At 71.7% G+C, this 24,955-nt stretch carries 22 protein-coding genes; 8 read left to right on the top strand and 14 right to left on the bottom strand.

From position 1 onward, the window contains the following. The first annotated feature begins 86 nt into the window (after positions 1-86). The 4 genes from ACFSVL_RS40895 to ACFSVL_RS40880 are packed head-to-tail and all read left to right on the top strand — an operon-like array spanning position 87 to position 3,419. On the top strand, positions 87-470 hold the full coding sequence (locus tag ACFSVL_RS40895) for a hypothetical protein (RefSeq protein ID WP_378312600.1): 384 nt from the start codon (positions 87-89) through the stop codon (positions 468-470). Next, positions 467-1,771: a WXG100 family type VII secretion target gene (locus ACFSVL_RS40890; RefSeq protein WP_378312598.1), complete on the top strand. Its 1,305-nt coding sequence runs from the start codon at positions 467-469 to the stop codon at positions 1,769-1,771. Before ACFSVL_RS40895 ends, ACFSVL_RS40890 begins: the two co-directional genes overlap by 4 nt. After that, positions 1,768-3,045 carry an alpha/beta hydrolase gene (locus ACFSVL_RS40885; protein WP_378312596.1) on the top strand — a complete coding sequence of 426 codons (1,278 nt, stop codon included), beginning with the start codon at positions 1,768-1,770 and terminating at the stop codon, positions 3,043-3,045. The genes ACFSVL_RS40890 and ACFSVL_RS40885 overlap by 4 nt, the downstream gene beginning before the upstream one ends. Further along, on the top strand, positions 3,042-3,419 hold the full coding sequence (locus ACFSVL_RS40880) for a hypothetical protein (protein ID WP_378312594.1): 378 nt from the start codon (positions 3,042-3,044) through the stop codon (positions 3,417-3,419). Before ACFSVL_RS40885 ends, ACFSVL_RS40880 begins: the two co-directional genes overlap by 4 nt. A gap of 42 nt (positions 3,420-3,461) precedes the next feature. Here ACFSVL_RS40880 and ACFSVL_RS40875 read toward each other — a convergent pair whose 3' ends face one another. The 4 genes from ACFSVL_RS40875 to nadA form a co-directional block, all read right to left on the bottom strand. Then, positions 3,462-4,634 carry a S8 family serine peptidase gene (locus ACFSVL_RS40875; protein ID WP_378312592.1) on the bottom strand — a complete coding sequence of 391 codons (1,173 nt, stop codon included), beginning with the start codon at positions 4,632-4,634 and terminating at the stop codon, positions 3,462-3,464. Positions 4,635-4,696: 62 nt separating this feature from the next. Further along, positions 4,697-5,590, bottom strand: a complete 894-nt coding sequence (gene nadC, locus ACFSVL_RS40870; protein ID WP_378312591.1) for a carboxylating nicotinate-nucleotide diphosphorylase — start codon at positions 5,588-5,590, stop codon at positions 4,697-4,699. Further along, a complete protein-coding gene (locus ACFSVL_RS40865; RefSeq protein ID WP_378312589.1) occupies positions 5,587-7,239 on the bottom strand; it encodes an L-aspartate oxidase in 1,653 nt (550 codons plus the stop codon). Before ACFSVL_RS40865 ends, nadC begins: the two co-directional genes overlap by 4 nt. Next, positions 7,236-8,246: a quinolinate synthase NadA gene (gene nadA / locus ACFSVL_RS40860; protein WP_378312587.1), complete on the bottom strand. Its 1,011-nt coding sequence runs from the start codon at positions 8,244-8,246 to the stop codon at positions 7,236-7,238. Before nadA ends, ACFSVL_RS40865 begins: the two co-directional genes overlap by 4 nt. Positions 8,247-8,380: 134 nt before the next feature. Here nadA and ACFSVL_RS40855 point away from each other — a divergent pair, with 134 nt between their 5' ends. Beyond that, on the top strand, positions 8,381-9,034 hold the full coding sequence (locus tag ACFSVL_RS40855; RefSeq protein ID WP_378313187.1) for an NUDIX hydrolase: 654 nt from the start codon (positions 8,381-8,383) through the stop codon (positions 9,032-9,034). 42 nt (positions 9,035-9,076) lie between these two features. After that, entirely contained in the window at positions 9,077-9,793 is a 717-nt protein-coding gene (locus tag ACFSVL_RS40850) for an LON peptidase substrate-binding domain-containing protein (RefSeq protein WP_378312585.1), read from the top strand. 336 nt (positions 9,794-10,129) lie between these two features. Here the strand turns inward: ACFSVL_RS40850 and ACFSVL_RS40845 are convergent, their stop codons facing one another. From ACFSVL_RS40845 to ACFSVL_RS40820, 6 genes are all read right to left on the bottom strand, one after another. Beyond that, the gene (locus ACFSVL_RS40845) at positions 10,130-10,729 is read right to left on the bottom strand and encodes a DUF2567 domain-containing protein (RefSeq protein ID WP_378312583.1); all 600 of its coding nucleotides are present in this window, start codon (positions 10,727-10,729) and stop codon (positions 10,130-10,132) included. A 221-nt stretch (positions 10,730-10,950) separates the two neighbouring features. Continuing rightward, on the bottom strand, positions 10,951-11,676 hold the full coding sequence (bioD, locus tag ACFSVL_RS40840) for a dethiobiotin synthase (protein WP_378312581.1): 726 nt from the start codon (positions 11,674-11,676) through the stop codon (positions 10,951-10,953). 85 nt (positions 11,677-11,761) lie between these two features. Then, positions 11,762-13,936, bottom strand: coding sequence for a bifunctional SulP family inorganic anion transporter/carbonic anhydrase (locus tag ACFSVL_RS40835; protein ID WP_378312579.1), 2,175 nt, complete (start codon positions 13,934-13,936; stop codon positions 11,762-11,764). Positions 13,937-14,076: 140 nt separating this feature from the next. Continuing rightward, positions 14,077-15,357, bottom strand: a complete 1,281-nt coding sequence (locus tag ACFSVL_RS40830) for an adenosylmethionine--8-amino-7-oxononanoate transaminase (RefSeq protein WP_378312577.1) — start codon at positions 15,355-15,357, stop codon at positions 14,077-14,079. Positions 15,358-15,402: 45 nt separating this feature from the next. Then, positions 15,403-16,632, bottom strand: coding sequence for a cytochrome P450 family protein (locus ACFSVL_RS40825; protein WP_378312575.1), 1,230 nt, complete (start codon positions 16,630-16,632; stop codon positions 15,403-15,405). A 24-nt stretch (positions 16,633-16,656) separates the two neighbouring features. Then, positions 16,657-17,064: an SRPBCC domain-containing protein gene (locus tag ACFSVL_RS40820; RefSeq protein ID WP_378312573.1), complete on the bottom strand. Its 408-nt coding sequence runs from the start codon at positions 17,062-17,064 to the stop codon at positions 16,657-16,659. A gap of 53 nt (positions 17,065-17,117) precedes the next feature. Here ACFSVL_RS40820 and ACFSVL_RS40815 point away from each other — a divergent pair, with 53 nt between their 5' ends. Continuing rightward, positions 17,118-17,732, top strand: a complete 615-nt coding sequence (locus ACFSVL_RS40815; protein ID WP_378312571.1) for a uridine kinase — start codon at positions 17,118-17,120, stop codon at positions 17,730-17,732. Positions 17,733-17,754: 22 nt separating this feature from the next. On the opposite strand, the gene ACFSVL_RS40810 is transcribed toward ACFSVL_RS40815, so the two are convergent. The 4 genes from ACFSVL_RS40810 to ACFSVL_RS40795 all read right to left on the bottom strand — a co-directional run bounded on the left by ACFSVL_RS40810 (position 17,755) and on the right by ACFSVL_RS40795 (position 23,046). Then, positions 17,755-18,912 (bottom strand): glycosyltransferase family 4 protein, encoded by a 1,158-nt coding sequence (locus ACFSVL_RS40810; protein WP_378312569.1) that lies wholly within the window; start codon positions 18,910-18,912, stop codon positions 17,755-17,757. A gap of 245 nt (positions 18,913-19,157) precedes the next feature. Then, positions 19,158-20,219, bottom strand: coding sequence for a C40 family peptidase (locus tag ACFSVL_RS40805; RefSeq protein ID WP_378312567.1), 1,062 nt, complete (start codon positions 20,217-20,219; stop codon positions 19,158-19,160). 427 nt (positions 20,220-20,646) lie between these two features. Next, entirely contained in the window at positions 20,647-20,868 is a 222-nt protein-coding gene (locus ACFSVL_RS40800; protein WP_037358162.1) for a hypothetical protein, read from the bottom strand. Positions 20,869-21,648: 780 nt separating this feature from the next. Further along, on the bottom strand, positions 21,649-23,046 hold the full coding sequence (locus ACFSVL_RS40795; protein WP_378312565.1) for an NYN domain-containing protein: 1,398 nt from the start codon (positions 23,044-23,046) through the stop codon (positions 21,649-21,651). Positions 23,047-23,167: 121 nt separating this feature from the next. On the opposite strand from ACFSVL_RS40795, the gene ACFSVL_RS40790 reads away from it, so the two are divergent. Next, positions 23,168-24,886, top strand: a complete 1,719-nt coding sequence (locus ACFSVL_RS40790) for a DEDD exonuclease domain-containing protein (protein ID WP_378312564.1) — start codon at positions 23,168-23,170, stop codon at positions 24,884-24,886. Positions 24,887-24,955 lie beyond the last annotated feature (69 nt).

The raw sequence follows: 24,955 nt of genomic DNA, 5'->3' as shown, positions 1-24,955 counted from the left end.
CGCCGGCCGTCCGGGACGGGACCACCCCCCGCCCGCTCCGGACGGCCGGCTTTCCCGCGTCCTGCCGCACGAGAGGTCACCGGCCGATGCCCGACCAGTCGTACTACGTCCACCTGGAATCGCTGACGGACTTCGTCCGGGAACTGGAAACCCAGATCCACGCGATGTCCCGGCCGAACGACTTCCTGCGCACCCTCGGCGAGCATCCGCTGCTGTTCGGGGAGTTCGGGGAAGCCGCTTCGCTCGCCGACGCCCACCGCGCGGCGGTCGCCGAGATGCAGGGCCTGCTGGAGCAGGTCCGCGGGGCGATCACCTTCGCCCAGGACGTCACCACCACCGTCGCCGACGGATACGCCCAGGCCGACCAGTCGGTCGCGGGCGACCTGCACCACTCGGGTCAGCAGACCGGTCTGCTCGACCCGCTTTTTTCGTTGCTGGGCCTTGATTCTTCAGGGGGTAAGAAGGCATGAACGGCCCTCGCACCAACTTCGCCGGCTACACCCACCAGCAGCTCTACGCGATGCTGCAGGCGGGCGACCCGACCACCGCGCGCGCCGCGGCCGAACAGTGGAGTTCGGCCGCGCGCGGGCTGCACGACCAGGCCGAGAACCTGTCGGACGAGCTCACCGACTTCTCCAGCGCGTGGACCGGCGGCGCGGCTGACCAGTACCGGCACATGATGGTCGATCTGGTCGGCGGCATCCGCAAGGTCGCGGTCACCGCGCAGGGCATGCGCGACATGCTGGAGGACGCCGCGGACGCGCTGGTCAAGGCGAAGGCCGAGATGCCGCCGCCGGTCGCGGTCCCGGACGTCTCCCCCGCCGACGTCGCGCTGGCGGTCAACCCGCCGCTGCTCCCGTCGGACTCCTCGCCCGCCACCGTCATCGCCGCGACCCAGCAGCGGCAGCAGGCGATCGCGAACGTCGAAGCGCAGCAACAGGCCGCCAACGCCGCCGGCTCCGCGCACGCGAAAGCGATCGTCGTGATGAACAACCTCGCGACGAACTACGACACCGCCGAGGACTCGATCCCGGTCTCGCCGAACGCGGCCGCCCCGCCGCCCAAGCCGGTCCCCGGCGGCGGCGCCTCCACCGGCGGCACCGGCGCGGTCGGCAACAGCCCGGACGGCGGCACGTCGGTCGGCGCCCCGGTCGACTCGCATCCGCTCCCCACCGACGGCACGCAGGTCCCCGGCTCCCAGCCAGGGCACCCGAACCAGCCGGCCGGCAGCCCGCTGTTCGGCGACATGTTCACCGCCGGTCTCGCGGCCGCGTCGGCCGCCGCGTTCGGCCGCTTCGGATCGATCATGCCGAAGGTGCCGCCGTGGGCCTCGGGCAAGGACAAGAACGGCAAGGACAAAGAGGAAGAGGCTCCGGGCACGAAGCTCGGCGGCGGCGCTGCCCCCGAGGGCGGTGGCGGCGGCGGGATCCCGGTCGGCGGCGGAGAAGCCCCGTCGATCGACGGCGGCGGCATTCCGTCCGGCGGCGGGCTCAGCGGCTCCGGGGAAGCTCCGGCCGCACACTCCGGGCTCGCCGGCAACGCGCCGTCGAACGTCCTCAGTGGACTCGCGGGCGGCGCGGCCGGTGCGGCGGGCGCGGCGGCCAAGAGCGCGATGCCGATGATGCCCATGATGCCGATGGGCATGGGCGCGGGCGCCGACATGGGCTCCGGCCGCCGGATCCCCGCGTGGCTCGTCGAAACCGAGAACGTGTGGGGCCAGCAGGCTCCCGTCGCGCCCTCGGTCATCGGGGAAGAGACCGACCAGGCATGACTGGCGGATACCGGGTCGCCCCGGCGAAACTCGCCACCGCGGCGTCCGAATTGGACGCTCGCGCGGGCGCGCTCCGGACCGTGCAGCAGGCCGTGGCGGGCGAACGAGTGCCCGCCACGGCCTTCGGCCAGGTATCCGCGTCGTCCGGCTGTGCCGCCGGGCTGGCGAAAACCCTCGAAGCCCTCGCCGCGGACGTCGACCAGCGCATCGTTCGCGCCCAGGTCCTCCGCGACGGACTCACCGCGTCGTCGGCGGGGTACCGGCGCGCCGACCAGCAGGTAGCGGCGATGTACCGCTCGCTCCTGCCGGAAGAAGCCGTTCCCTCCGCCGGAAAATCGGCCAGCAGCGGCGGCTGGGCCGGAACCATCGCGGCCAACCGCGGGAAGGTCTCCGACGCGCTCGCCGCCGAACGAACCCGCCTCGCCGGACTGTCCGACGCGGACGCGATCGCCCGCTCGAAGCGGCGAATCGCGCTGTACCAAAGCATTCTCGACGACCACCGGCAGATCCTGCGCTTCGACCCGTCGGGCAACGGCCGGATCGCCGAACTCGTCGGCTCGATCCAGCCGGGCACCCGCAACGTCGGGCTGTTCGTGCCCGGCGTGCACACCCGGATGGACACCTTCCAGTCCTACGCCGACCTCGGCCGCAGTCTCGTCGCCGCCGACCCGAGCGGCCGGACCGCGATGGTCGTGTGGGCCGACGGGGTCTTCCCGCAGAACGTCACCACCGAGGGCGCCGAAGCCGGCTACGCGCAGACAATGGCCCCGAACCTCAAGGCGTTCGGCGACGAACTGCGCGGCCAGGTCGACTCCCAGACCGGCGGCGCGGCCACGATCACCGCGATCGGCCACAGCTACGGCGGCGCCACCGTCGGGCTCGCTGACCAGCAAGGCTTGCCAGTGGACCGGGTGCTGCACGTAGAGTCGGCGGGCATGGGACACGGCGTATGGAGCCCAGCGGACCTGCCGCCCAGCCAAGCCGGCGTGCAACGGTACTCGATGACCGCCCCGCTGGACCCGATCATCCTCGCCCAGGGCAACGCCGGGGTACTCGAATGGACCGGCATCGGCCACGGCGCCGACCCGGACACCTTCCCCGGCGTCACCGAACTCACCACCGGCCGCGACGCCGACGGCGACGTGCAGTGGGGCCTCTCCTCGCACAGCGGCGTGCTCAAGCCGGGCTCGGATTCGTGGGAGAACATCTACGGCGTGCTCACCGGCGGCCACGTCACCGAGGCCCCCGTGCCGGTCCCGGCGGTGCTGCCGTGATCACGCGCGAACTGGAAGATCTGGCCGCCGAGCTGACGAACGTGATCGACAGCGTCGCCGCGGCGTTCGGCTCCCGCGCACTGCCCACAGTGGACGGTGAACTGGACTGCGATCCCGCGCGGCCGGGGCAGCTGGTGTGCTGGCAGTACGGAGTCCGGCTGGAGGACAGCGCCGCCGCCCTGCGGGTGCTGGCCGAAGCGGTGCGGCCGACGCTCGAAGAAGCGGGCTGGGAATCGTATGACCGCAGCACCTACCGGGAAGTGATCGCCCGCTTTTCCCGCGAGGGCGCGGACTTCAGCGTGCACCTCGCCCGCGACGGCCGCGGCGTGGCCATCATCGGCTCCACCCGCCTCGTCAGCGTCAACCCTGAGTAGCGCCTCGTGAGTGCTAATCCCGGTTCTAACCGGGATTGCCACTCACGAGGCCCGAAACCGAGACGGCCGCCACCCACGCCGCCGCCCCCGCCGAAACGCCGCCACCCCAACCCCCGCCGCAGCAGCCACCACAACCCCGCCCACCGCAACAACCCCCGCCGCCACATCCGACGTCGGCCGAGCTTCCGCCGCCGCCGGAACCACCGCAGGCAGCTGAGTCCGCACCGCCGCCGCCCCAGGCCCCGGCGCATCAGCGGGCAACGTCGACGACACCGCCGCGTAAGCGTCGACCATCCCCCAGCCCCGGCGCGGATCGTGCGCCCCCGACGGCGGCCGGGAAGCGGTCAGCATCAACCGGTTCACGACCTGCTCGCCCTTCAGCTCCGGATGCGCCGACCGAACGAGCGCCGCCACCCCGGCCACATACGCCGCGGCCAAACTCGGGTCGGTAATCGGCCACCGATGCGCCACCGCACCCCCGCCACCCGCCGACGTGCTCACCAAATTCGCCCCAGGCGCGGCAATCCCGAGATAATCCCCGCCCTCAGTCTGCACCGGCGCCCCGGATTCGTCCGTCGACCCGACCGCCAGCACCCCCGCCGAAGCCGTCGGATAGGTATGCGCCCCTTGCTGAGTAGCCGCCGCAGCCGAAACCACGACCGCCCCGCGCGACTTCGCGTGTTCGAGCGCCGCACCGAGCGCCGGACTGTCCGACCCCGCCGGAACCGCCACGAGAATCACTCCCGCGCCACGGTCGACCGCCGTGTCGATCGCCCCCGCCAGCGCGCCCGGATCGCCGCCGCCGTCCGAGGACGAACCGTTGCTTTCGGTGTACCGCAAGGGAAGCAGCTTCACCCCGGGCGCGACACCGGTGAAGGTGGTCTGGTTCGCCGGCTGCGCGCCGACGATGCCCGCGGCGATCGTGCCGCGTCCGTCGCAATCGGAATCCGCGGTGCCCGCCCCGCCGAGCACCTGTCCCGGCCCGAACTGCGCGTTCTGCTTGTCGACCCCGGTGCCGATCACCGCGACGGTCTGGCCCTCGCCCCTGGTCAACGCCCACAGCCGCGGCGGGTTCACCAGCCGCTGCCCCCAGGACACCGCCCCGGGGTACGGGCCGGACGGGTTCGCGCACGCGGCCGCCCCGGCCGAGGTCGCCGTAATGGGCAGGCCGAGCGCCACGAGCGCGGCCACCGCTCCGGCGGAAACTCCCCGCACCGCGGCCCCCTCCCCTTGTCGGACAAGGAGATTCTAGTGGAGAGCGGGCCGCGGCGACAGGGTTAACGCAGGTCCATCCCGAGGTCGAGAGCGGGCGAGGAATGCGTGAGCCCGCCGACGGAGAGATAGTCCACACCGGACTCGGCGTACGGCCGCGCACGCTCGAGCGTCAGCCCGCCGGACGACTCCAGCCGCGTCTTCGGCGACACTTCATCCCGCCGCGCGACCGCCTTCACGCACTCCTCCGGCGTGAAGTTGTCCAGCAGCACCTCGTCCGCCGCCGCGGCCAGCGCCTCGTCCAGCTGAGCCAGATCGTCCACCTCGACCTCGCACGGCAGCTGCGGCGCGTGCTCCCGGGCCGCCGCCAGCGCCGCGGTGACCGAACCGGCCGCGACCACGTGATTGTCCTTGATCAGCACCGCGTCGCCGAGCCCCATCCGGTGGTTCACGCCGCCGCCGCACCGCACGGCGTACTTCTGCAGCAGCCGCAACCCCGGCGTCGTCTTGCGCGAATCCCTTACCGCGGCACCGGTTCCCTCGATCGCGGACACCCACGCCGCGGTCGCCGTCGCCACTCCGGACAGCAGGCACAGCAGGTTCAACGCCGTGCGCTCCGCGGTCAGCAAGCCGCGCACCGGACCGCGCAGCACGAGCACCGGCTCCCCCGGGACGGCAGGCGAACCGTCCTCGCGGATCGAGACCACCTCGTAGTCCTCGCCGAGCACCTCGTCGAACACCGCCAGCGCCACCGGAATCCCGGCCACGACACCCGCGACGCGCGGCGTCAGCTCCGCCACCGCCCGCGCGTCCGCCGGGACCGTGGCCGCCGTCGTCGCGTCCGGCCCGTACCGCAGATCCTCTTCCAGCGCGGTGGTCACGACCCGCCGCACGTCCGCGACGTCCAGCCCGTCCACCACCAGCGACCGCACGACCGCTTCGGAGAATTCCCCGCTCATGCCACCCCTTCCAACGATGTCGCCTCGACCAGCACCGGCTGTCCCGACGGGCTCAGCCGGATCAGCTGGCTCCGCCGCCACTGCGCCTCGTTCCGCTCCGGGAAGTCCGTCCGCACGTGGCATCCCCGCGATTCCGTCCGCCGCGCCGCCGCCGCGAGCAGCGCCTGCGCCACCACCGTGAGCGCCGCGTCCTCGACCGCGGTGTGCGTCCACAACGGACTGTCCGTTGTCGACAAATCGAGTACCGATCCCGCCGCGGCGAGCCCGTCCGCGTCCCGGCCGATCGCCGCGTACCGGCTCATCACCCGTTGCAGCGCATCGCGTTCCGCGGCCGGAGCCACTGTCCTTTCCGGAATCCGCCCCCGCGAGGGATCCGGCAGCAACCCCGCGGCCAGATCCGCGGCGACCGCCTCAGCGGCCCGCTGCCCGACGACCAGCCCTTCGAGCAAACTGTTGGACGCCAGCCGATTCGCCCCGTGCAGACCGGTCCGCGCCACCTCGCCCGCCGCGTACAGCCCGCGCACGCTCGACCGTCCGTCCACAGTGGTCACCACGCCGCCGCACGCGAAGTGCGCCGCGGGCGTCACCGGGATCGCGTCCACCGCCGGGTCGATGCCGAGCACCGCGCACGCCGCGTGCACCGTCGGGAACCGCTTCGCGAAACCGGGGATTCCCGTCGCGTCAAGGAAAACGTGATCGTCGATGCCGCCGGGAGCCAGCGTCTGCCGCCGGGTGATCGCCGCCGCCACGACATCGCGCGGAGCCAGATCGCCCAGCGGATGCACCCCGGCCATCACCGACGCCCCCGCGCCGTCCACGAGCGTCGCGCCCTCGCCGCGCACCGCCTCGGTGACGAGCGGGCACCGTCCGCGCGCGCCCGGCGTGTACAGCACCGTCGGGTGGAACTGCACGAACTCGATGTCCGCCACCGCCGCTCCGGCGCGCAGCGCGAGCGCCAGCCCGTCGCCGGTCGCGATCTCCGGATTGGACGTCGCCTGGTACAGCTGCCCGAACCCGCCGCTGGCCAGCACCACCGCGGACGCGCGCACCACCCCCGGCACGCCGTTGCGGTCGAGCACCGTCAGCCCGGCCACCTCGCCCGCGGGCGTGCGCAGCGCGTCGACCGCGATGTGGTGCTCCAGCACCGGAATCCGCCGTTCGCCGGCCTGCGCGACCAGCGCGCGCTCGACCTCCGCGCCAGTCGCGTCGCCGCCCGCGTGAATCACCCGGAACGCACTGTGCCCGCCTTCGCGGGCCCGCGACAGCCCGCCCGAACCGTGGTCGAACACCGCCCCGTTCTGCCGCAGCTCGGTGACCGCCGCCGGACCTCCGCCGACGATGGACCGCACCGCGTCCTCGTCGCAGATCCCGGCGCCAGCGGTGAGCGTGTCCGCCGTGTGCTTCTCGACCGTGTCGCCCTCGTCGCGCTCGCCGTCGAGCACCACGGCCACGCCGCCCTGCGCCCACCGGGTGTTGCCGTCGGCGACCGCCGCCTTCGTCACGACCAGCACGTGCAGCCCGAGTTCGCGGGCCCGCAGCGCCGCCGACAACCCGGCAACGCCGCTGCCGATCACGACGACGTCGGCGCGTGCTTCCCAGCGTGGCTCCGGTGAGGTTTTCGCCTCATCGGCGTTAACTAGGCCGCTCATTCCCCACCGCCAGGCTGCCCGATTTCGATCATCCGCCGCACCGAAGCACGCGCCCGCGAAGCCGTCTCCGGGTCCACGTGCACCTCGTCCGCGCCCTCGGTGAGGCTCCGCAGCAGCGCCGCCGGGGTGATCATCTTCATGTACCGGCACGACGCCCGGTCGTTCACCGCGCGGAAGTCGATCTCCGGCGCGGCCTTGCGCAGCTGGTGGATCATGCCGATCTCGGTGGCCACGAGCACCGAGGTCGCCTTGGTGTCGCGCGCGGCGTGCACCATGTCGCCGGTGGACAGGATCTTGACCCGCTCCGGCGCGACCGCACCCTCGCCGGCCAGGTAAAGCGCCGACGTCGCGCAGCCGCATTCGGGGTGGATGAACAGGTCGGCGTCCGGGCTCTCCTCGGCCCGCGCGGCCAGCTCGGCCCCGTTGATGCCGGCGTGCACGTGGCACTCCCCCGCCCAGATGTGCATGTTCTCGCGCCCGGTCACGCGCTTCACGTGCGCACCGAGGAACTGGTCCGGCAGGAAGAGAACTTCCTGGTCAGCCGGGATCGAAGCGACCACGTCGACCGCGTTCGAGGACGTGCAGCAGATGTCCGTCTCGGCCTTGACCTCGGCCGTCGTGTTCACATACGAGACGACCACCGCGCCGGGGTGCTCGGCCTTCCACTCGCGCAGCTGCGCGCCGGTGATGGAGTCCGCGAGCGAGCAGCCCGCCCGCGCGTCCGGGATCAGCACCGTCTTCTCCGGAGCCAGGATCTTCGCCGTCTCGGCCATGAAATGCACGCCGCAGAAGACGATCGTGGACGCGTCGCTGCTGGCCGCGATCCGGCTGAGCGCGAGCGAGTCGCCGGTGAAGTCGGCGATGTCCTGGATCTCCGGGACCTGGTAGTTGTGCGCGAGCAGCACCGCGTCGCGCTTCCGGGCGAGTTCCCGCACCCGGGCCGCCCAGTCCGCGTCCGCCTCGACCCCGCCGTACGGGGTCAGATCCTGGTCAAGCGTGGTGGTCATGTCTTCGGCCCTCTCGACTTTCGCCGGCCTAGGAACCGGATCGACCCCGGTTCCGCCCCATCCCGGTTTTCGCCTTATAATCGAAAACCGTGCGAAGCCATCTTAACACCCGAGCCCCCCTCGCCCACGAGGTTCTGGCGGCAGTCCTTCAAGTGCGCTCGGACACACTGCGCGTCCTGCTGTGGCGCCGGGCCCTCGATCCGCACCTGGGCCGCTGGTCGCTTCCGGGCGGCCGGCTACGCCCCGACGAGGACGTCGAAACCTCCATCCGGCGGCAGCTCGCGGAGAAGGTGGACGTACGCCAGCTGAAGCACGTGGAGCAGCTGGCCGTCTTCAGCGCCCCCGACCGCGTCCCCGGCCCGCGCGTCGTGGCGACGGCCTTCCTTGGCCTGGTCCCCTCCGACGTCGACCCCGCGGTCCCCGAAGACACCGAGTGGCACGACGTGAACGCACTGCCCCGCGCCGCGTTCGACCACGAGGCGATCGTCCTGCGCGCCCGCGACCGCCTGCGGTCGAAACTGAGCTACACCAACCTGGGTTTCGCGCTCGCCCCAGAGGAATTCACCATCTCCGCCCTGCGGGGCCTGTACTCCGCCGCACTCGGCTACAAGGTGTCCGCGACGAACCTGCAGCGCGTGCTCCAACGGCGTGGTTTGCTCGTGCCAACCGGGCACACCGCCGCCCCGGGCCGCACCGGCGGACGACCTGCGGCGCTGTTCTCTTTCGCCGCCAAAGACATGCACATCACCGACCCGTTCGCCGTCCTGAAGCCCCCGCCGCGACGGTAAACACGAACTGCGCCAGCGCTCCGCAGCCCGTACCGTGGACGCGTGACCGAGCCAGAGCAGTGCCCCAGCGGAACGGCGACCCTGCCGTTGTTCCCGCTGCAGACAGTGTTGCTCCCCGGCACGCACCTGCCGCTGCACATCTTCGAACCCCGCTACCGGCAGCTCACCGCGGACCTCGTCACCGGCAACGTCCCGGAACACGAGTTCGGCGTGGTCGCCCTGCGCGCCCCGCTCGTCCGCGAGGTCAGTGGTTTGGACCACGTGTACAGCATCGGCTGCAGCACGGTGCTGCGCGAAGCAAAACGCCTCCCCGACGGCCGCTACGACGTAGTAACCCGCGCCGCCCGCCGCTTCCGCCTGCGCGAACTGCACCGCGCGTCGGCGCCGTACCTGATGGCCGTAGTCGACTGGCTCCCCGACGACCCAGTCCCCACCGCCGCGGAGTCCACCGCCCGCCAGCTGGCCGAGGTAGCCCGCACCGCCCACCAGCGCTACTGCGAAGCCGCCTGGCACGCCGACGACTGGCACCCACCCCACGACGACGCCGACCTGGGCGAACTCGCCTACCAGCTAGCCGCGGACTGCCTGCTTCCGCTGGAAGACCGCCAGCTGCTGCTAGAGGAAACGCACCCCCTGCGCCGCCTGCGCATAGTCTGCCGCCTGCTCACCCGAGAAGCAGGCTTCCTGGAAACCCTGGGCGCAGTCCCCCTGCCCCCCACCGAACTGGCAACCTTCACCAAACCCTCAGACCTGAACTAACAGGTTCCCCCGCCGTCCGTGAGGGCCACCTTCACAGCCCCAGATTCCCTCAGGGTTCCCCTCACGCCCCCAACGGTCCGTGAAGGACCCCTTCACATACTCAGATTCCCTCAAGGAGTCCTTCACAGACCACCCCGCCGCCAACGCACCCAAACCAGCGAGGCACCCAGCCCCTCCCCCGCACCCCGATACGAAGCCTCCCTGCGGTTCGGGGGTGCTTGTCAAGGCATCTTTCCCGCCTTGACAAGCACCCCCGAACCGTCAGCACACTCGGGCTTCGGGGTGCCCCACGCAACCGACCGAGCGCAACGTCGCCGCCAGGCGACGAGCAGCCCCTCAGCCCAACCGCCGCCCAAGATCCTCCCGGCCGTTCCAAGCCGTCATCAACGCATAAACCAAACAAGTCACCAACGGCGCGGCCAGCACCACCCACCCCGTCTCAATACGGGGAGCCTGCTCGATCACCGCCCCCAACGCAGGCGGAGCATCCACCGAATACCTCGAATTGGCGAACGCGGGCCCCATCTGCGTCCCCAGCCACGCCGCGAGCAACGCCCCGCCGGCAGCCGCCACCAGCACCACCGGCCCCCGCCGCTCCCGCAAAAACCACACCACCAGCCCGATCAGCAACCCGGCAGCCATCGCGAGAAACCCGAACACCGCCAGATCGTCGAACCGATGCCAGCTCTCCAGCTCCAACGGAGCCAGCTGCCCCTGCGAGCCGATCACCCGCACCCGCTCGGCCGGAGCCAGCAACGACCACAACCACCCCATCGGAATCCCCAGCAACGCGGCCGTGGACAGCACGCTCACCGCAGGCAGCAGATCAGCCTTCACCACCACCCGCGGACGCTGAGCCGGAAACAACACCGGCACCGACCAGCCCTCAACCGCCTCCGACGACCGATGTGCTGCCTTGCCCGCGGAATCGACCACCCGGGGACTCCCTTCTGCGTGGTGTGCGGGACCGAGAGTAACTGTGTTGGATGGCCGCTGTGTTGATGGCCGCGACTTCGTCGCGGCGGAGAAATCGCCTTTACCCGGTTTCTTCCCTCCCGATCCGCTCGGCCCGGGGGGCCGATCGGATCGCTCAGTCCAGAAACCGGGGCGATTTCTCGGGGAGCGTGAGTTGGGAGCGGAAGGTGGCCAAGAGGGTGCTAGTTCTGGGTGGAGGCGGCGGCGGTGAAGGCTTCTGGATCAAACTCCCCGCCGAACCACGGCGACAGACCCTGCCGGGCCTGCTCGGCGAAGGTGTCTTGATCCGCGGCGCCCAGTCCGGCGGGCAGGGCCCCCAGCAGAGGGGCACCGGCGGCAACCGGCAGGTCGCGGAGGTTTTCCAGCGCGGCCAGGTCCGGAACAGCGGGCCAAGACCCGATCACCACGCCGACGACATTGAGACCACGGCGGGTAGCGACCTCGGCGGTCAAGGCGGTCGTGTTGAGCGTCCCCAGGCCAGCCTGCGCGACCAGGACCACCGGAGCACCCAGCGACCACGCCACGTCGGCCAGCGTGCTGCCTTGCGGGTCGAAGCGGACCAGGAGGCCGCCCGCGCCTTCGACCAGGGTCAGGTCGTGGTGGGCGTCCAGGTCGCTCGCCGCGGCGGCGATTTCGCCAGGGCCGACGGTGGGCAGGCCGCTGCGGCGGGACGCGGCTTCCGGGGACAGCGGGTCGGGGTAGCGGCGCAGTTCGCGGACGGTCAGGTCCTTGCCCGCCAGGCGCACCACCTCGGCGAGGTCGCCTTCCTCGCCGGGGAGCACTCCGGTCTGCGCGGGTTTCAGCACCGCGACGCGTTGCCCCTGTGCGAGGGCCAGCGCCGCGATCGCCGCGGTGGCGACCGTTTTGCCGACGTCGGTCCCGGTTCCGGTCATCACGAGCGTCGTCACGAGCCATCAAGATATTGACGTGCTCCCCGATGTCAACACTCGGGGTTCCCTCGCGCGCACCGCCGGGCACGCGCGAGGGCCCGGGTCAGCCGGCCGGGGTCGCGGCGGGGGCCCCGGCGGCCGTGAACTTCCCGCTCGCCGGGTCGGCGAGGTACACCTGCGCCGCGCCCACGTCGAAGTACAGCCCGGTCAGCGCCAGCTCTCCGCGCGCTTCCGCCTCGGCCACCAGCGGGTACCGCCGCAGGTGCGTCAGCTGCTGCAGGACGTTGTGCAGCGCCAGCCGGTCCGGCTCGCGCTCCGGCCGTTCCCCGTCGAGGGTCACCGAACCGGCCCGCCTGCGGCTCGGATCGGCGTGCACCAGCCACTTCGCCAGCGCGGTGCCCTCGGGCGGACCGCTGGCCAGCGCGCCCATCGCGCCGCACGAGGAATGCCCGCACACCACGATCTCCCGCACCTGCAGCACCCCGACCGCGAACTCGATCGCCGCGTTGGTCGACGGATCGGCCTGCCCGGGCGGCACCAGGTTGCCGATGTTGCGGATGGTGAACAGATCGCCCGGACCGGACGTGGTGATCAGGTTCGGCACGATCCGCGAATCACCGCAGGTGATGAACAGCGTGTGCGGCTCCTGAGCGTGTGCCAGCCCGCTGAGGACGTCCTTGAGCAGCGGCGCGGCCCGGCGCTGGAATTCGGTCGCGCCCCGGTGGGTGCGCTGGCCAGGCACCCGCACGTCCACCGCCTGCCAAGCCGACCACGGAGCCAGCCACCTCGGCATCGCCCCGGCCGCGGCCGTCCGGCGCACCGTCGGACGGCCTTCCTTGCCCTTGGCGAACCAGGGATGCCCGATCTCGTCGACGACCACCGTGCCGCCGGTCCGTTCGTGCGCCTGCTGCCAGGCCGAAAGGCTTTCGAACGCCGCGTGGTCGAGATAGTCGGCGACCAGTTCCAAAGTCACCTTCGATCCCGCCGGAATCGTGCCGAGCACCTTCGTCAGCCGCGGCACCGAAAGGAACGTCAGGACACCTTCGACAATCACGCGCCATTCGCCGCCGTGGTGCTCGGCATGCACGCCCGACCACACGGTGCGGCGCAGCATCAGCAGCACGGCCAGCACGATGCCGGCGAGCACCCCGGTCAGCAGGTCGAACGCGACCACCCCGGCGACCGTCACCAGGTAGAGCGGCAAATCGCCGTGGCGCAGCACCTGCCGCAGATGTCCCGGATTGACCAGCTTCGCGCCGACGTGCACGAGCAGCCCGGCCAGCGCGGCCAGCGGAATCGACTGCAGCACCCCGGCGAGCGCGACCACGAACACCAGCACCCACACGCCGTGCAGGATCGCCGACGCCCGCGTGCGCGCCCCGGCCGCGACGTTCGTGGAGCTGCGCACGATCACGCCGGTGACCGGCAGCCCGCCGAGCGCGCCGGACACCATGTTCGCCGCGCCCTGGCCGATCAGCTCCCGGTTGAGGTTGGCGCGCGGGCCGTTCTGCAGTTTGTCGACCGCGACCGCGGACAGCAGGCTCTCGACGCTGGCGATCAGCGCGATGGTGATCGCCGCGACCGCGATCTGGCCCCAGCCGCTGTCCGGCAGCTGCGGCGCGAAGCGGATCTGCAGCAGGTCGCCGGACAGTTCGACGCGCGGCAGCGTCATCCCGGCGGTCACCGACACGAGCGTCGCGACCGCGATCGCCGCCAGCGGGCCGGGGATTTTCTTGACCGCGGCGGGCAGTCTGGGCCACGCCAGCAGGATGGCCAGGGTCAGGACGCCGATCAGCGCGGCGGCGTCGTGGTGGGCGGCGATCTGCGCGGGCAGCTGGACGATGTTCTCCAGCGCCGAACTCTGCGCCTTCCCGCCGAACAGCACGTGCAGCTGGCCGAGAACGATCGTGATGCCGATCCCGGCGAGCATCCCGTGCACGATCGCCGGCGAGATGGCGAGCGCCGCCCGGGCGACCCGGCTCAGGCCGAACACGATCTGCAGCGCGCCGGCGAGGACGGTGATCAGGCAGGTGACCGCCCAGCCGAAGGTGGAAATCGTCTCGGCCATCAGCACGGTCAGCCCCGCGGCTGGCCCGCTGACCTGCAGCGGAGAGCCGCCGAGGGCGCCGGCGACCACGCCGCCGACGACGGCGGCGATCAGCCCGGCGACGATCGGTGCGCCGGACGCGAGCGCGATCCCGAGCGAAAGCGGGACCGCGACAAGGAAAACCACGAGCGAGGCGGGCACGTCGTGGCGAAGCACGGCAAGTCGTCTCATGCTGACCAGGAAACCGGGATTGCTGTGAAATGTCCGCTATGTCCCACCCTATGGAGTGGATCTTCGTCGAATTACCCACGATCGGGTTGCGTGACTCCGCAAGATCCACTACACGCAGCCACGCCTAACCCGAAGTAACCTCAGGCCTTCGCCGCGGCGGCGAGCATCGCCCCGGTGATCACCGCCAGGTCGGCGTCGGTGCTGACATACGGCGGCATCGCGTAGATCAGGTCCCGGAACGGACGCAGCCACGCCCCTTCGGCCGTCACCACCTCGGTCGCGACGCCCATGTCCACCTCGTGGTCGAGCTGCAGCACGCCGATCGCGCCCAGCACCCGGACATCCACGACGTGCGGCAGCTCCCGGGCCGGTTCGAGCCCTTGCCGCAGCGCGGCCTCGATCCGGGTGACGTCGGACTGCCACTGGCCGTCGGCCAGCAAGCCCAGCGAAGCGTTGGCGACCGCCGAAGCCAGCGGATTCCCCATGAACGTCGGGCCGTGCGCGAGCACCGGCAGTTCGCCGCGCGTGATGCCGTCGGCGATTTCGGGCGTGCACAACGCGGCGGCCATCGTGAGGTAGCCGCCGGTGAGCGCCTTGCCGACGCACAGCACATCGGGCGTCACGCCGGCGTGCTCGGCCGCGAAAAGCCTTCCGGTACGGCCGAATCCGGTCGCGATCTCGTCGAACACCAGCAGCACGTCGTGCTCGCGGGTCAGCTCGCGCAGCGCGCGCAGGTAGCCGGGATGGTGAAACCGCATCCCGCCCGCGCCCTGCACCACCGGTTCCACGATCACCGCGGCGAGTTCGTCCGCGTGCTGTTCGAGCGTCTTCGCCAATTCGTCCACATAGGACTGATCGACCGGCGCGCCGAAGCCGGAAGGCGGTGCGGGCACGAAGATCTGCTCCGGCAGCACCCCGCGCCACAGCGAATGCATGCCGCCGTCCGGATCGCAGACGCTCATCGGCGTGAACGTGTCGCCGTGATAGCCGCCGCGCCAGGTCAGCAGCCGGTGCTTGCCGGGCAGCCCGCGAGAACGCTGGTACTGCAAGCACATTTTCACCGCGACCTCGACCGACACCGAGCCCGAATCGCACAGGAACACGTGCTCGAGCCCGTCCGGGGTGAGGTCGACCAGCGTCTTCGCGAGCGTGATCGCCGGTTCGTGGGTGAGCCCGCCGAACATCACGTGGCTCATCCGCCCGGCCTGCTCGGCCAGCGCCGCGTCGAGCACCGGGTGCCGGTAGCCGTGCACAGCCGCCCACCAGGACGACATGCCGTCGACCAGCTCCCGGCCGTCGGCGAGCCGCAGCCGCACCCCGCTCGCCTCTTCCACGAGCAGGGGCGGCACGCGGCCCGGCATCGGCGCGTAGGGATGCCAGACGTGCGCGGCGTCAAGGGCGAGGAGTTCGCTGGGTTCCACCCGCCGACCCTAACCGGGCGGCGGGCGGCTCCGCAGTGACTGCCGCTACGCCCCCTTCAGCCGCACCGGCAGCGCCAGCACGCCGTGCACCAGCGAACTCGGCCGGTAGACCACGCTTTCGGCAGGCACGGCCAGGCTCAGCTCCGGGAACCGCGCCAGCAGCGAGCCCAGCGCGATCTCCGCCTCCAGCCGGGCCAGCGGCGCGCCGACGCAGTAGTGGATCCCGTGCCCGAACGCGAGGTGCCCGCCGGGCGGCCGCGTGACGTCGAGCTTGTCCGGATCGGGGAACCGTTCCGGGTCGCGGTTGGCCGACAGCAGCGAAATGTTGAGGAACTCGTCCACCGGGATGGTGACGCCGCCCGCGTCGACTTCCTCGACCGTGTACCGCAGCGTCGCGAAGTTGATCGGCCCGTCGAACCGGAGGAACTCCTCGACCGCGCCCGGCATCAGGCTCGGGTCGGCACGCAGTTTTTCCAGCTGATCGGGCGCGCGCAGCAACGCGAACGTGGCGTTGGCGATCAGGTTGACCGTGGTCTCGTGCCCGGCGATCAGCAGCAGGAACGCCATCGAGATCAGCTCGTCCGCGTCGAGCGAATCGCCTTCGTCGCTGGCGTGCACGAGGTCCGACAGCAGGTCTTCGGCCGGTTCGGTGCGCTTGCTCTCGACCAGCTGCTGCAGGTATTCGTGCATCTCCCGCGCCGCGACGGCCTGGGACTCCTCCTCCGCGGCGAACGACAGCAGCGTGTGCGACCAGGCGGTGAACTCGCCGCGGTCCTCGATGCGCACGCCGAGCAGCTCGCAGATGACGGTGATCGGCAACGGCTCCGCGAACGCCTGCACCAGGTCGACCTCTTCGTGCCGGGCCATCTCGTCCAGCAGCGTGTCGGCGATCTCCTGGATCCGCGGCCGCAGCCGGGCGACGGTGCGGCCGGTGAACGCCTTGTTCACCAGCTTGCGCAGCCGCGTGTGCACCGGCGGGTCGCTGTTGAGCATGTGCCGGGTGAGCAGGTTGCCGAAGTCCGCTCCCTGGAAGCCTTCTCCGACCTTCGCCGTGATCACCCGCTGCACGTCCGTGCTGTCCTTGCTGACGCGCGGATCGTTGAGCAGCTCGCGCGCCTGCTCGTATCCGCTGACCAGGTAGGACGGGATGCCGCGCCGGGCGACCATCGGGCACACCGCGCCGGATTCCCGCCGCTGCGCCAGCCATTCGTGCGGGTTCTGCCAGAATTCCTCGCCCGCGTAAGGGAGATCCCCGGTTTGTTCGTCGACGCTCACTGCGTGACCCCCTGAGCAGTTCGGTCAGCGTTCGGCCAATGCCGCCTCGACGCGCTCGACCACTTGCTTCCAATATGCCCGCTGCTCGGCCTTCTCTGCCACGTCCGCGAGCTGTTCCTGGCGGATCTTCAGCGTGCTGCGCTTGCCGAGGTCCGCGACCTCGAGCTCCAGCACGGAATCGTGGTCCCAGTCCGTCGGCCGCCAGGTGAGCCGCAGCCGGTCGTCGGCGTAACTGCGGATTTCGCCGGTCGTGCCGTGTTCGGTCTCGTAGCCCGCCCCGCGTTCGCGCGGCAGCTCGACGCCGGGGCCGAGCCAGATCTCCACCCCGTCCCCCACCAGGAACTCCCACACCCGGCTGCCCGGGTACGGCATCGTGCGGGAAACGGCTGTCTCCCAACCACTCCGCCCGGTCTTGCCCGCCTCGTCGCCCATGCCGTCATGATGGCATCAGGGACCGGCGGAAACCGGTGCGGGATCATGCGATCGTGCGTTACCGCCCCATCTCCCCCGACGCGCTCGCCGCCGAGCTGACCGAGCGCGTCGACGCGCTCACCCACCGCCGACGAATCGCCGTCGCCGTCGACGGAGCAGCCGGAACGGGCCCGCTCGCCGAGGCGCTGGTCGCCCCGCTGAAGCTGCTCGGCCGCGCCGCGCTGCACGTGCCCGCCGCCGGATTTTTGCGACCAGCGTCACTCCGTTTCGAGCACGGCAAACAAGATCCGGACGCGCGCTATACCGATTGGCTCGATTTGGGCGGTCTGCGCCGGGAAGTCCTGGATCCCCTCGCCGACGACGGCACCGGCGAGGTGCTGCCCGCCCTGTGGGACGCCGAACGCGACCGCGCGACCCGGCTGGCCCGCGTCCCGGTCCCGGACCGGGGCGTCGTCCTGGTGGACGGGGAATTCCTGCTGGGCGCCGGGCTGGCCTTCGATTTCGTGGTGCACCTGTGGCTTTCGCCGGGAGCCCTGCGCCGCCGGGTGCCCGACGAATGGGCCCTGCCCGCCTACGAACGCTACGAGAACGAGGTCGATCCGACCTCCCTCGCAGACGTCGTGGTCCGCGTGGACGACCCGCGCCACCCCGCGATCTACGAGCCCTGAACCTCGCTTGCCGCCGGAGAGGTCAGCGCACCGCTGCCACCGGATCGCCGTCCAGAAGCGTCGACAGGCGCTGCGCCATCGTGTCCCAGCGCCAGTTCTCGGCCACCCACGAACGCCCCGCCTCGCCCATCCTGCGGGCGCGGACCGGGTCGGACAGCAGCGCCGCCAGCGTCTCCGCGAGCTGCGCCGGATCGCGCCCGTCGACGACATGCCCGGTCACCTCGTCCAGCACCGCCTCCGGCGCGCCCCCGGACGTGCCCGCGACCACCGGCAACCCAGTCGCGGACGCCTCCAGGTAAACGATCCCGAGCCCTTCCACATCAAGCCCCTTGCCGCGGGTACGCGCAGGCATCGCGAAAACGTCGCCCGCGTTGTAATGCGCGGGCAGTTCCTCCCACGGCACCGAGCCAGTGAAAACCACGTCGTCGGTGACGCCGAGCGCCTCGGCCAACTGGTGCAAACGCTTGCGATACGGACCGCCGCCGACCAGCAGCAACGCCGCCCCCGGCACCCGCTCGCGGATCGCGGGCAGCGCGGCGATCAGCATGTCCTGCCCCTTGCGCGGAACCAGCCGCGAAACACACACGACGGTCGGCCGGTCCCCGAGCCCATGCCGCGCGCGGATTTCCTCCCGCCCATCCGGATCCGGCGCGAAAACCGTGGTGTCGACCCCGCTCGGCAGCATTTCCAGCCCAGCATGCCGACCGAACGCCGCCGCGAACCGATTCCGCGTGTACTTGCTGACGTACGTGACCACATCGACCGTCTCACCGATGCGCCGCAACGCTTGCCGAGAGCCCGGCAGCATCGACCAGCCGACTTCGTGGCCATGCGTAGACGCGACGATCCGGCGCGCGCCGGCCTGCCGCAGCGGGTGCCCGAGCAGCGCGAGCGGGGCGGCCGCGCCGAACCACACGGCCTCGCAGTCGCGGGCCCGCATGATCTGCTTCGCGCGGCGCAGGACGTCCGGCGTGGGCAGCATCAGCGACGTCGGATGCCGCACCACTTCGAACGGCGCCGCGGCGTCGAACTCGACGTGCGAACCGCTGCTGCGCTCCCAGGAGGGCGCGTAGACGACGAGGTCGTCCGCGGGCAGCCGGGTGGCCAGCGAATTGAGGTAGTTCTGGATACCCCCGGGGCGCGGCGGGAAGTCGTTCGTCACGAGCAGGGTCCTCAGCACCCCCGCAGGCTACCGACGAGCGATTCCGCCGAAGACGACACCGCCCCGGCGAAAACCTCCGGCCAAGCACCCATCCCGCAAACGGCACCGGCCCAGCGAAGGCCCCCTCAAACGACACCGGGCGGCACCGCGTCATGCAACACCGCCCAGCGAAACGTCAGATCAGGAGCCCGCCCGCCAGCCCCCGGAAACGACACTGGGGCGGTGCCGCAGCACGCGGCACCGCCCCAGCGAAAATCGAACCGTCAGGCGACCCGGCGGGCGCCCACGTACTGGCTCTGCAGCGGCGAGACCTTGACGACGTCGCCGGTGGTCGGCGCGTGCACCATCATGCCGTTGCCGATGTACATGCCCACGTGCGAGACCGGCGAGTAGTAGAACACCAGGTCGCCGGGCTGCAGCTGGCTGCGCGGGACCGGCGTGCCGGTGGTGCTCTGCGCGCGGCTCGACCGCGGCAGCGAAACGCCCGCCTTCTGGTAGGCCCACTGCATGAGACCCGAGCAGTCGTACGAACTCGGGCCGGTGGCACCCCACTCGTAGGGCTTGCCCCGCTGGCTGAGCGCGGCCTGGACGGCCGCGGCCGCCGCCGGGCCCGCGTTCGCGAGGTCCACCGAGATGTCGCCGCCGGTGTCCTTCTGCGCGTTCCGGTCGGCGAGGCTCAGCTGCGAGGTGGTCTTCTTCAGCTCGGCGACCTGGTCGTCGAGCGTCTTCTTCTTGGCCGTGATGTCCTCGGTCAGCTTCGCCGCCGCGTCGCGCGCCGCGGTGGCCCGCTGCGCGGCGTCGGAGGCCAGCTTCTCGGCGGCCTTGGCCTGGTCGACCGCGCCCTGGAGCTTGCCGAGCGCGGCGGCCTTCTGGGACGCGATCTGGTCCAGCGCCGCCGAACGGTCGAGGAACTCCTGCGTCGACGTGCCCGCCAGCAGCGCGGACAGCTTGTTCATCTGCACGCCGGACAGGAACGACGCGTTCGCGAACTTGTCGACGTCGACCTTGTACTTCTTCTCGTTCTCGGCGGCCTGCGCGGAGAGGTTGTGGGCGTTGCCCACGTCTCCGTTGGCCTTGTCGAGGTCGCCCTGCCGCGCGGACAGGTCGTCTTTGGCTTTCAGGAGGTCCTCGTTCGCCTTCTCCGCCTGCGCCGCGAGGTCGCGGTACTTGGCGAGAGCGTCCGAACCGGAGTCCGGCGGGGCCTGGAGGACGGGGAGGGGGGAAGCGGCTGCGGTGCCCGCTGGCTGCGCCACGGTGACGACTGCGATCACCGAGGCGGCCGCGAGGGCGCCTGACACCACGCGCTTGACTGGATGCGACTGCACGGCCGCGCGGGTCTCCTTTGCTCGTCGGGCCGCCGTGGCCGGAACCTCGGAACGGAAGAGGTCGGGGGCCCTCTTCGCGCACGCTGTCCGTCCGCGTTCCGGCCGTCGTGTTCCCCAACAGCTTTTCCGCGCACGGTTTCGGTTCCGGTCCTGACTCCCCGACAAAGCCGAACCGGCGGCGATCCCGCGTCGCCGTCGTCCGACGGCTGCCTGGCGCGAGATCTCGGCCAGGTTACGAAAAGACCGTCGGCGCGTCCACCGGGCCCCCCGTAAAAACTCTCCGTAGTCCGGCGAAACACCATCGGACCAGCACGGCAGTAATCAGTGACTTAGGTCACACGCTGTGGCAGCACAAACGACCCTCTCCGTTACTTACCGTTCACCGCACCGAGGCGACCGCTCAGCGCGCCAGTGTCACCCACCGGTGTCACGCCGACCTACTGTCGGTCTCCGGAACCAGGCGCAGCCGCGGCACCATCCCCGCCTCGGCGAGCGCGTCGACAGCCCGCCGCTCGTCCGCGTCCCAGACGAGGCCGACCGGCGGCCCGAGCAGCACGCTGACCACGCAATCGGCACACGCCGCCCCGCGCACCGCACACCGGTCGCAGTCGACGACGAACGTGTCGATGTCCTCGACCGCGACGTCCACCGCACCGGCCGGCCGCCGCTCTTCCCGGCGGGAGGCAACGGGTTTCGCCCGCTTCGCGCTTCGCGGCGCTGCCGAATGCCGCCGCGCCGAGCGCCTTCGGCGGACCGCTTCCGCACACTCGTCTCCGCTCGACGAGTCCACGGCGTCCGGATCCCCGCCGGAGCCAGCCGCACCCGGGCTTTCCCGGCGCGCCTCCAGATCCCGGCCACGCACCTCACCTGCGCCCCGATCCCCGCCGGAACCGGCCGAAACCCCGCTTTCCCAACGCGCTTCCAGGTCCCGGTCACGCATCTCACCCGCAGCCGGACTCCCGCCGGGGCCGGCCGAACCCCTGCTTCCCCGACGCGCCTCCAGATCCCGGCCACGCGCCTCACCTGCGCCCTGATCCCCGCCGGAACCAGCCGAAATCCCGCCTCCCCGGCGCGCCTCCAAGCCCCGGTCGTCCGTCTCCCCCGTGGCCGGATTCACGCCCGTGGCAAGACTCACCGCCGAACCCGCCCCGCCCGGATGACCACCCCGGTCCGGCGGCCGGGACCGCTCCGCAGCACCGTCACCGCCGCGAACCCCCGAACCGGCCTCAGCCCGGACTCCCATCGGCCCCGAAGCACCGGCCCGCGCCCCAAACCCGTTCCCGGCCCGCTCGTCCCCGACCCGCTCGTTCCCGCCCATCGCCCAGCCTCCGTTCGTCCGCGAGGCCCCGGACCGGTTCCGGGAATCGCCTCGGGAACAAACGGTAGGAAGCACCACCGACAATTTCGGACGCCCGCACTCGCGGCAGGCTCAGACTCGACCCAATCGGCTGACGAGCACCGCCGACGGCGCGGGATGCGCACCGGCCGCGCGGACCGAATCCGCCACCGCCCGGTCGGACGTCGCGACGACCATCGGACGGCCCTTCGGCTCGGCCGCGACCAGGGACCGGATCACGTCGTCGGCCAGCACGCCACGCTCGGAAAACAGCACGCGCACCCCGCGTGGCACCGCGGCGGGCACCGAGAGCACACCGGCCCCGTCGAACACCACCGTGACCTCCGCCGACGTGCGCGCCGCCAGCGCCGACAGCTGATGCACCAGCCGGTCCCGCTGATCGGCCAGCGCCAGCTCCGGATAACCCGTTTTGGTGACGTTGTAGCCGTCGACGATGAGATGGACGTTCGGCAGCGCCAGATGCCGGTCGAGCGCCGTGACGTCCTGGATGCGCCCGCCGGGGCCGAGTCCGGACCGCGCGCCGCTCACCATGTCCGCGGGCCGTGCGCCGCGGTCGCCCAGCGCCAGTTCACGGCGCAGGCCGTGCACCGCGCCGTCGATGGTGTCCACGAGCAACGCCAGCCGGACCTCGTCGGCCTCTCTGGCCTCGCGCGCCGACTGCCGGGCCATCTCCGCGTCCGCGACCGCCCGTTCGGCACGGGTGCGTTCGGAAGCGACCCGGCGGCGTTCCCGGTCGAGCTGGACGTTCAGCATCTCGATTTCGCGTTCCCGCGTCGCCCCGCCGTCGGCCAGCTCGGTGCGCGCCGCCTCGGCCGCGTCTTTGGCCTGCCGCAGCAGCACGCCCTGCTCGCGCAGCCGGCGCAGCAGCTTCTCGACCTCGGCCTCGCGTTCGCCGCGCGCGCTCTCCACCGCCCCGCGTGCCTCTTCCAGCTCGACACGCAACTCGGCGATCTCGGCTTCCAGGCGCTGATTACGGGCCAGCGCCGCGTCCCGCTCAGCGCGCAGCGCGGTTTCCTCGGCGTTCTTCGCGACCAGCCGTACTCGCCCGGCCGCGCCGGACTCGCCGAGCAGCACCGCGGCGGCAGCGGCCGCGACGGAATCCGAAACGTTCGGGTCCAGCGCGTCGGTCCGGTGCTCCCGCAGCCACTCCAGTACCGCGGTGCGGAACTGCGCCGAGTCGCCCAGCGCGGTCAGCAAGGCGGTGCCGCCGAGCTTCGCGCGCTTGGCCGGGGCGAACTTCGCGACCGGCCGCAGCTGCCTCGGCACGTCCGCGACCGGCAGTTTCGCGACCGCGGCCGCGGCCAGTTCGGCGATCCGCTCGCGCACCGCCTCCGGCAGGCCCGTCCACGACGCCGGTTCCGGACACGACCCCGCTTCCGGGACCGCGGCGTCCTCGTCCGCCCGCGCCGGAACCGCCGAGGGGCCGACGGCCTCCGCGGCTTCTTCCGGTTCGACGGGCTGAGGGTGCATTGGTCCAGGGTAGGCCCCGCCGCCGGATCCCGCGCCGCACCGGCCCGTTCCGCTGGTCACCATCGGGCCACGGGCCCGCGGCGGCGAAGATTGTCGGTGGTCGGCCCTACTGTGCGCGATCATGGAGACGCGACCGAGGCCGGACCAGGCTCAGCTGGCGTTCGACGAACTCGGCACCCCGCTGCGGGACACCACGTTCGTCGTGTTCGACCTCGAGACCACCGGCACGAAGCCGGGCCCGGACGGCATCACCGAGATCGGCGCGGTCAAGGTGCGCGCCGGCCAGGTGCTGGGCGAGTTCGCGACGCTGGTCAACCCGGGCACGCCGATCCCGCCGCAGATCGTCGAGCTGACCGGGATCACGCAGGCGATGGTCTACGACGCGCCGCGGATCGAACGCGTGCTGCCCGCCTTCCTGGAGTTCATCGCGGGCACCGTGCTGGTCGCGCACAACTCCGGCTTCGACACCAGCTTCATGAAAGCGGCCTGCGAAGGACACGGCTACGTCTGGCCGCGCCCCACCGTCGTCTGCACGGTGAAGCTCGCGCGCCGGGTGATCCCGCGCGAAGAAGCGCGCAGCTACCGGTTGTCGTCGCTGTCGATGCTGCTCGGCGCGCGCACCCGGCCGACCCACCGCGCGCTCGACGACGCCCGCGCCACCACCGACGTCCTGCACGCGCTGCTGGAGCGCGTCGGCAACCTCGGCGTGCACACCGTCGAGGAGCTGATCGACTATCTCCCGGACGTCACGCCAGCCCAGCGGCGCAAGCGAAATCTGGCTGCGGACCTCCCGTCGCGGCCCGGCGTGTACTTGTTCAAGGGACCGCGCGACGAAGTGCTGTACGTCGGCACCGCGCGGGACCTGAGGCGGCGCGTGCGGACGTATTTCACCGGTTCCGAGAGCCGGGGCCGGATCCGGGAAATGGTCGCGCTGGCGGAGCGCGTGGACGCCATCGAGTGCGCGCACTCCCTCGAAGCCGAGATCCGCGAGCTGCGGCTGATCGCCGCGCACCGGCCGGCGTACAACCGGCGCTCGAAAAACCCGCACCACGGCTGGTGGATCAGCCTCACCGACGAGGCTTTCCCCCGCCTTTCGGTGGTCCGGCTTCCCCGCGCGGGCACGCTCGGCCCCTTCCGCAGCCAGGCCGACGCGCGCAGCGCCGCCGAAACCCTCGCCGACGCCTCCGGCCTGCGCACCTGCACGCAACGCATCTCCGCCACCGCCGCGTCCGGCACACCCTGCGTGCTGGCGGAACTCGGCCGCTGCGGCGCCCCGTGCGCGGGCAGGCAGACCGTCGCCGACTACTCCCCCGCCGTTGAAGCGGCCCGCGGACTCATCGCAGGCCACGACGGCCGTCCGCTGCACCTGGCCGCGGCGAGACTGGAGGAGATGTCGGAGCGACGGCACTACGAACAAGCCGCCCGCCACCGCGACGAACTGGCCGGGCTGGTCCGCGCCGTCGGCCGCGCGCACCGGCAGGCCGCGCTCGCGTCGGTCGCGGAACTCATCGCCGCCGCGCCGGACGGCAACGGCGGCTGGGAACTGTCCGTGATCCGCTACGGCAGGCTCGCCTCGGCCGGGGTCGCCCGCCGCGGCGTGCCGCCGATGCCGGTGGTCGAATCCCTGGTCGCGGCGGGAGAAACAGTGCTGCCCGGCGACGGCCCGCTGCGCGGCGCTCCCGGCGAGGAGGTCGGAATCCTGCTGCGCTGGCTCGCCCGCCCCGGCACCCGGCTCGTCCGCACCACCCGGCCGTGGGCCGAGCCCGCCGCCGTCGCCGGTTGGCAGACCTGGCTCGCCCAGGTCGCCGACGCCCGTTCCCTCGAACACGTCGCGGGCTGAGCCTGTCCGTGAAGACATCCCTGGGTTTTGGTTGTCAAGCGGCGGTGTGTTGTTGTGTGTTGTGGTGGG

The organism is Amycolatopsis silviterrae, from assembly GCF_042684085.1.
Classification (GTDB): domain Bacteria; phylum Actinomycetota; class Actinomycetes; order Mycobacteriales; family Pseudonocardiaceae; genus Amycolatopsis; species Amycolatopsis silviterrae.
The sequence above is the reverse complement of the archived record's forward strand: the minus strand, read 5'-3'. Positions and strand labels throughout refer to the sequence as shown.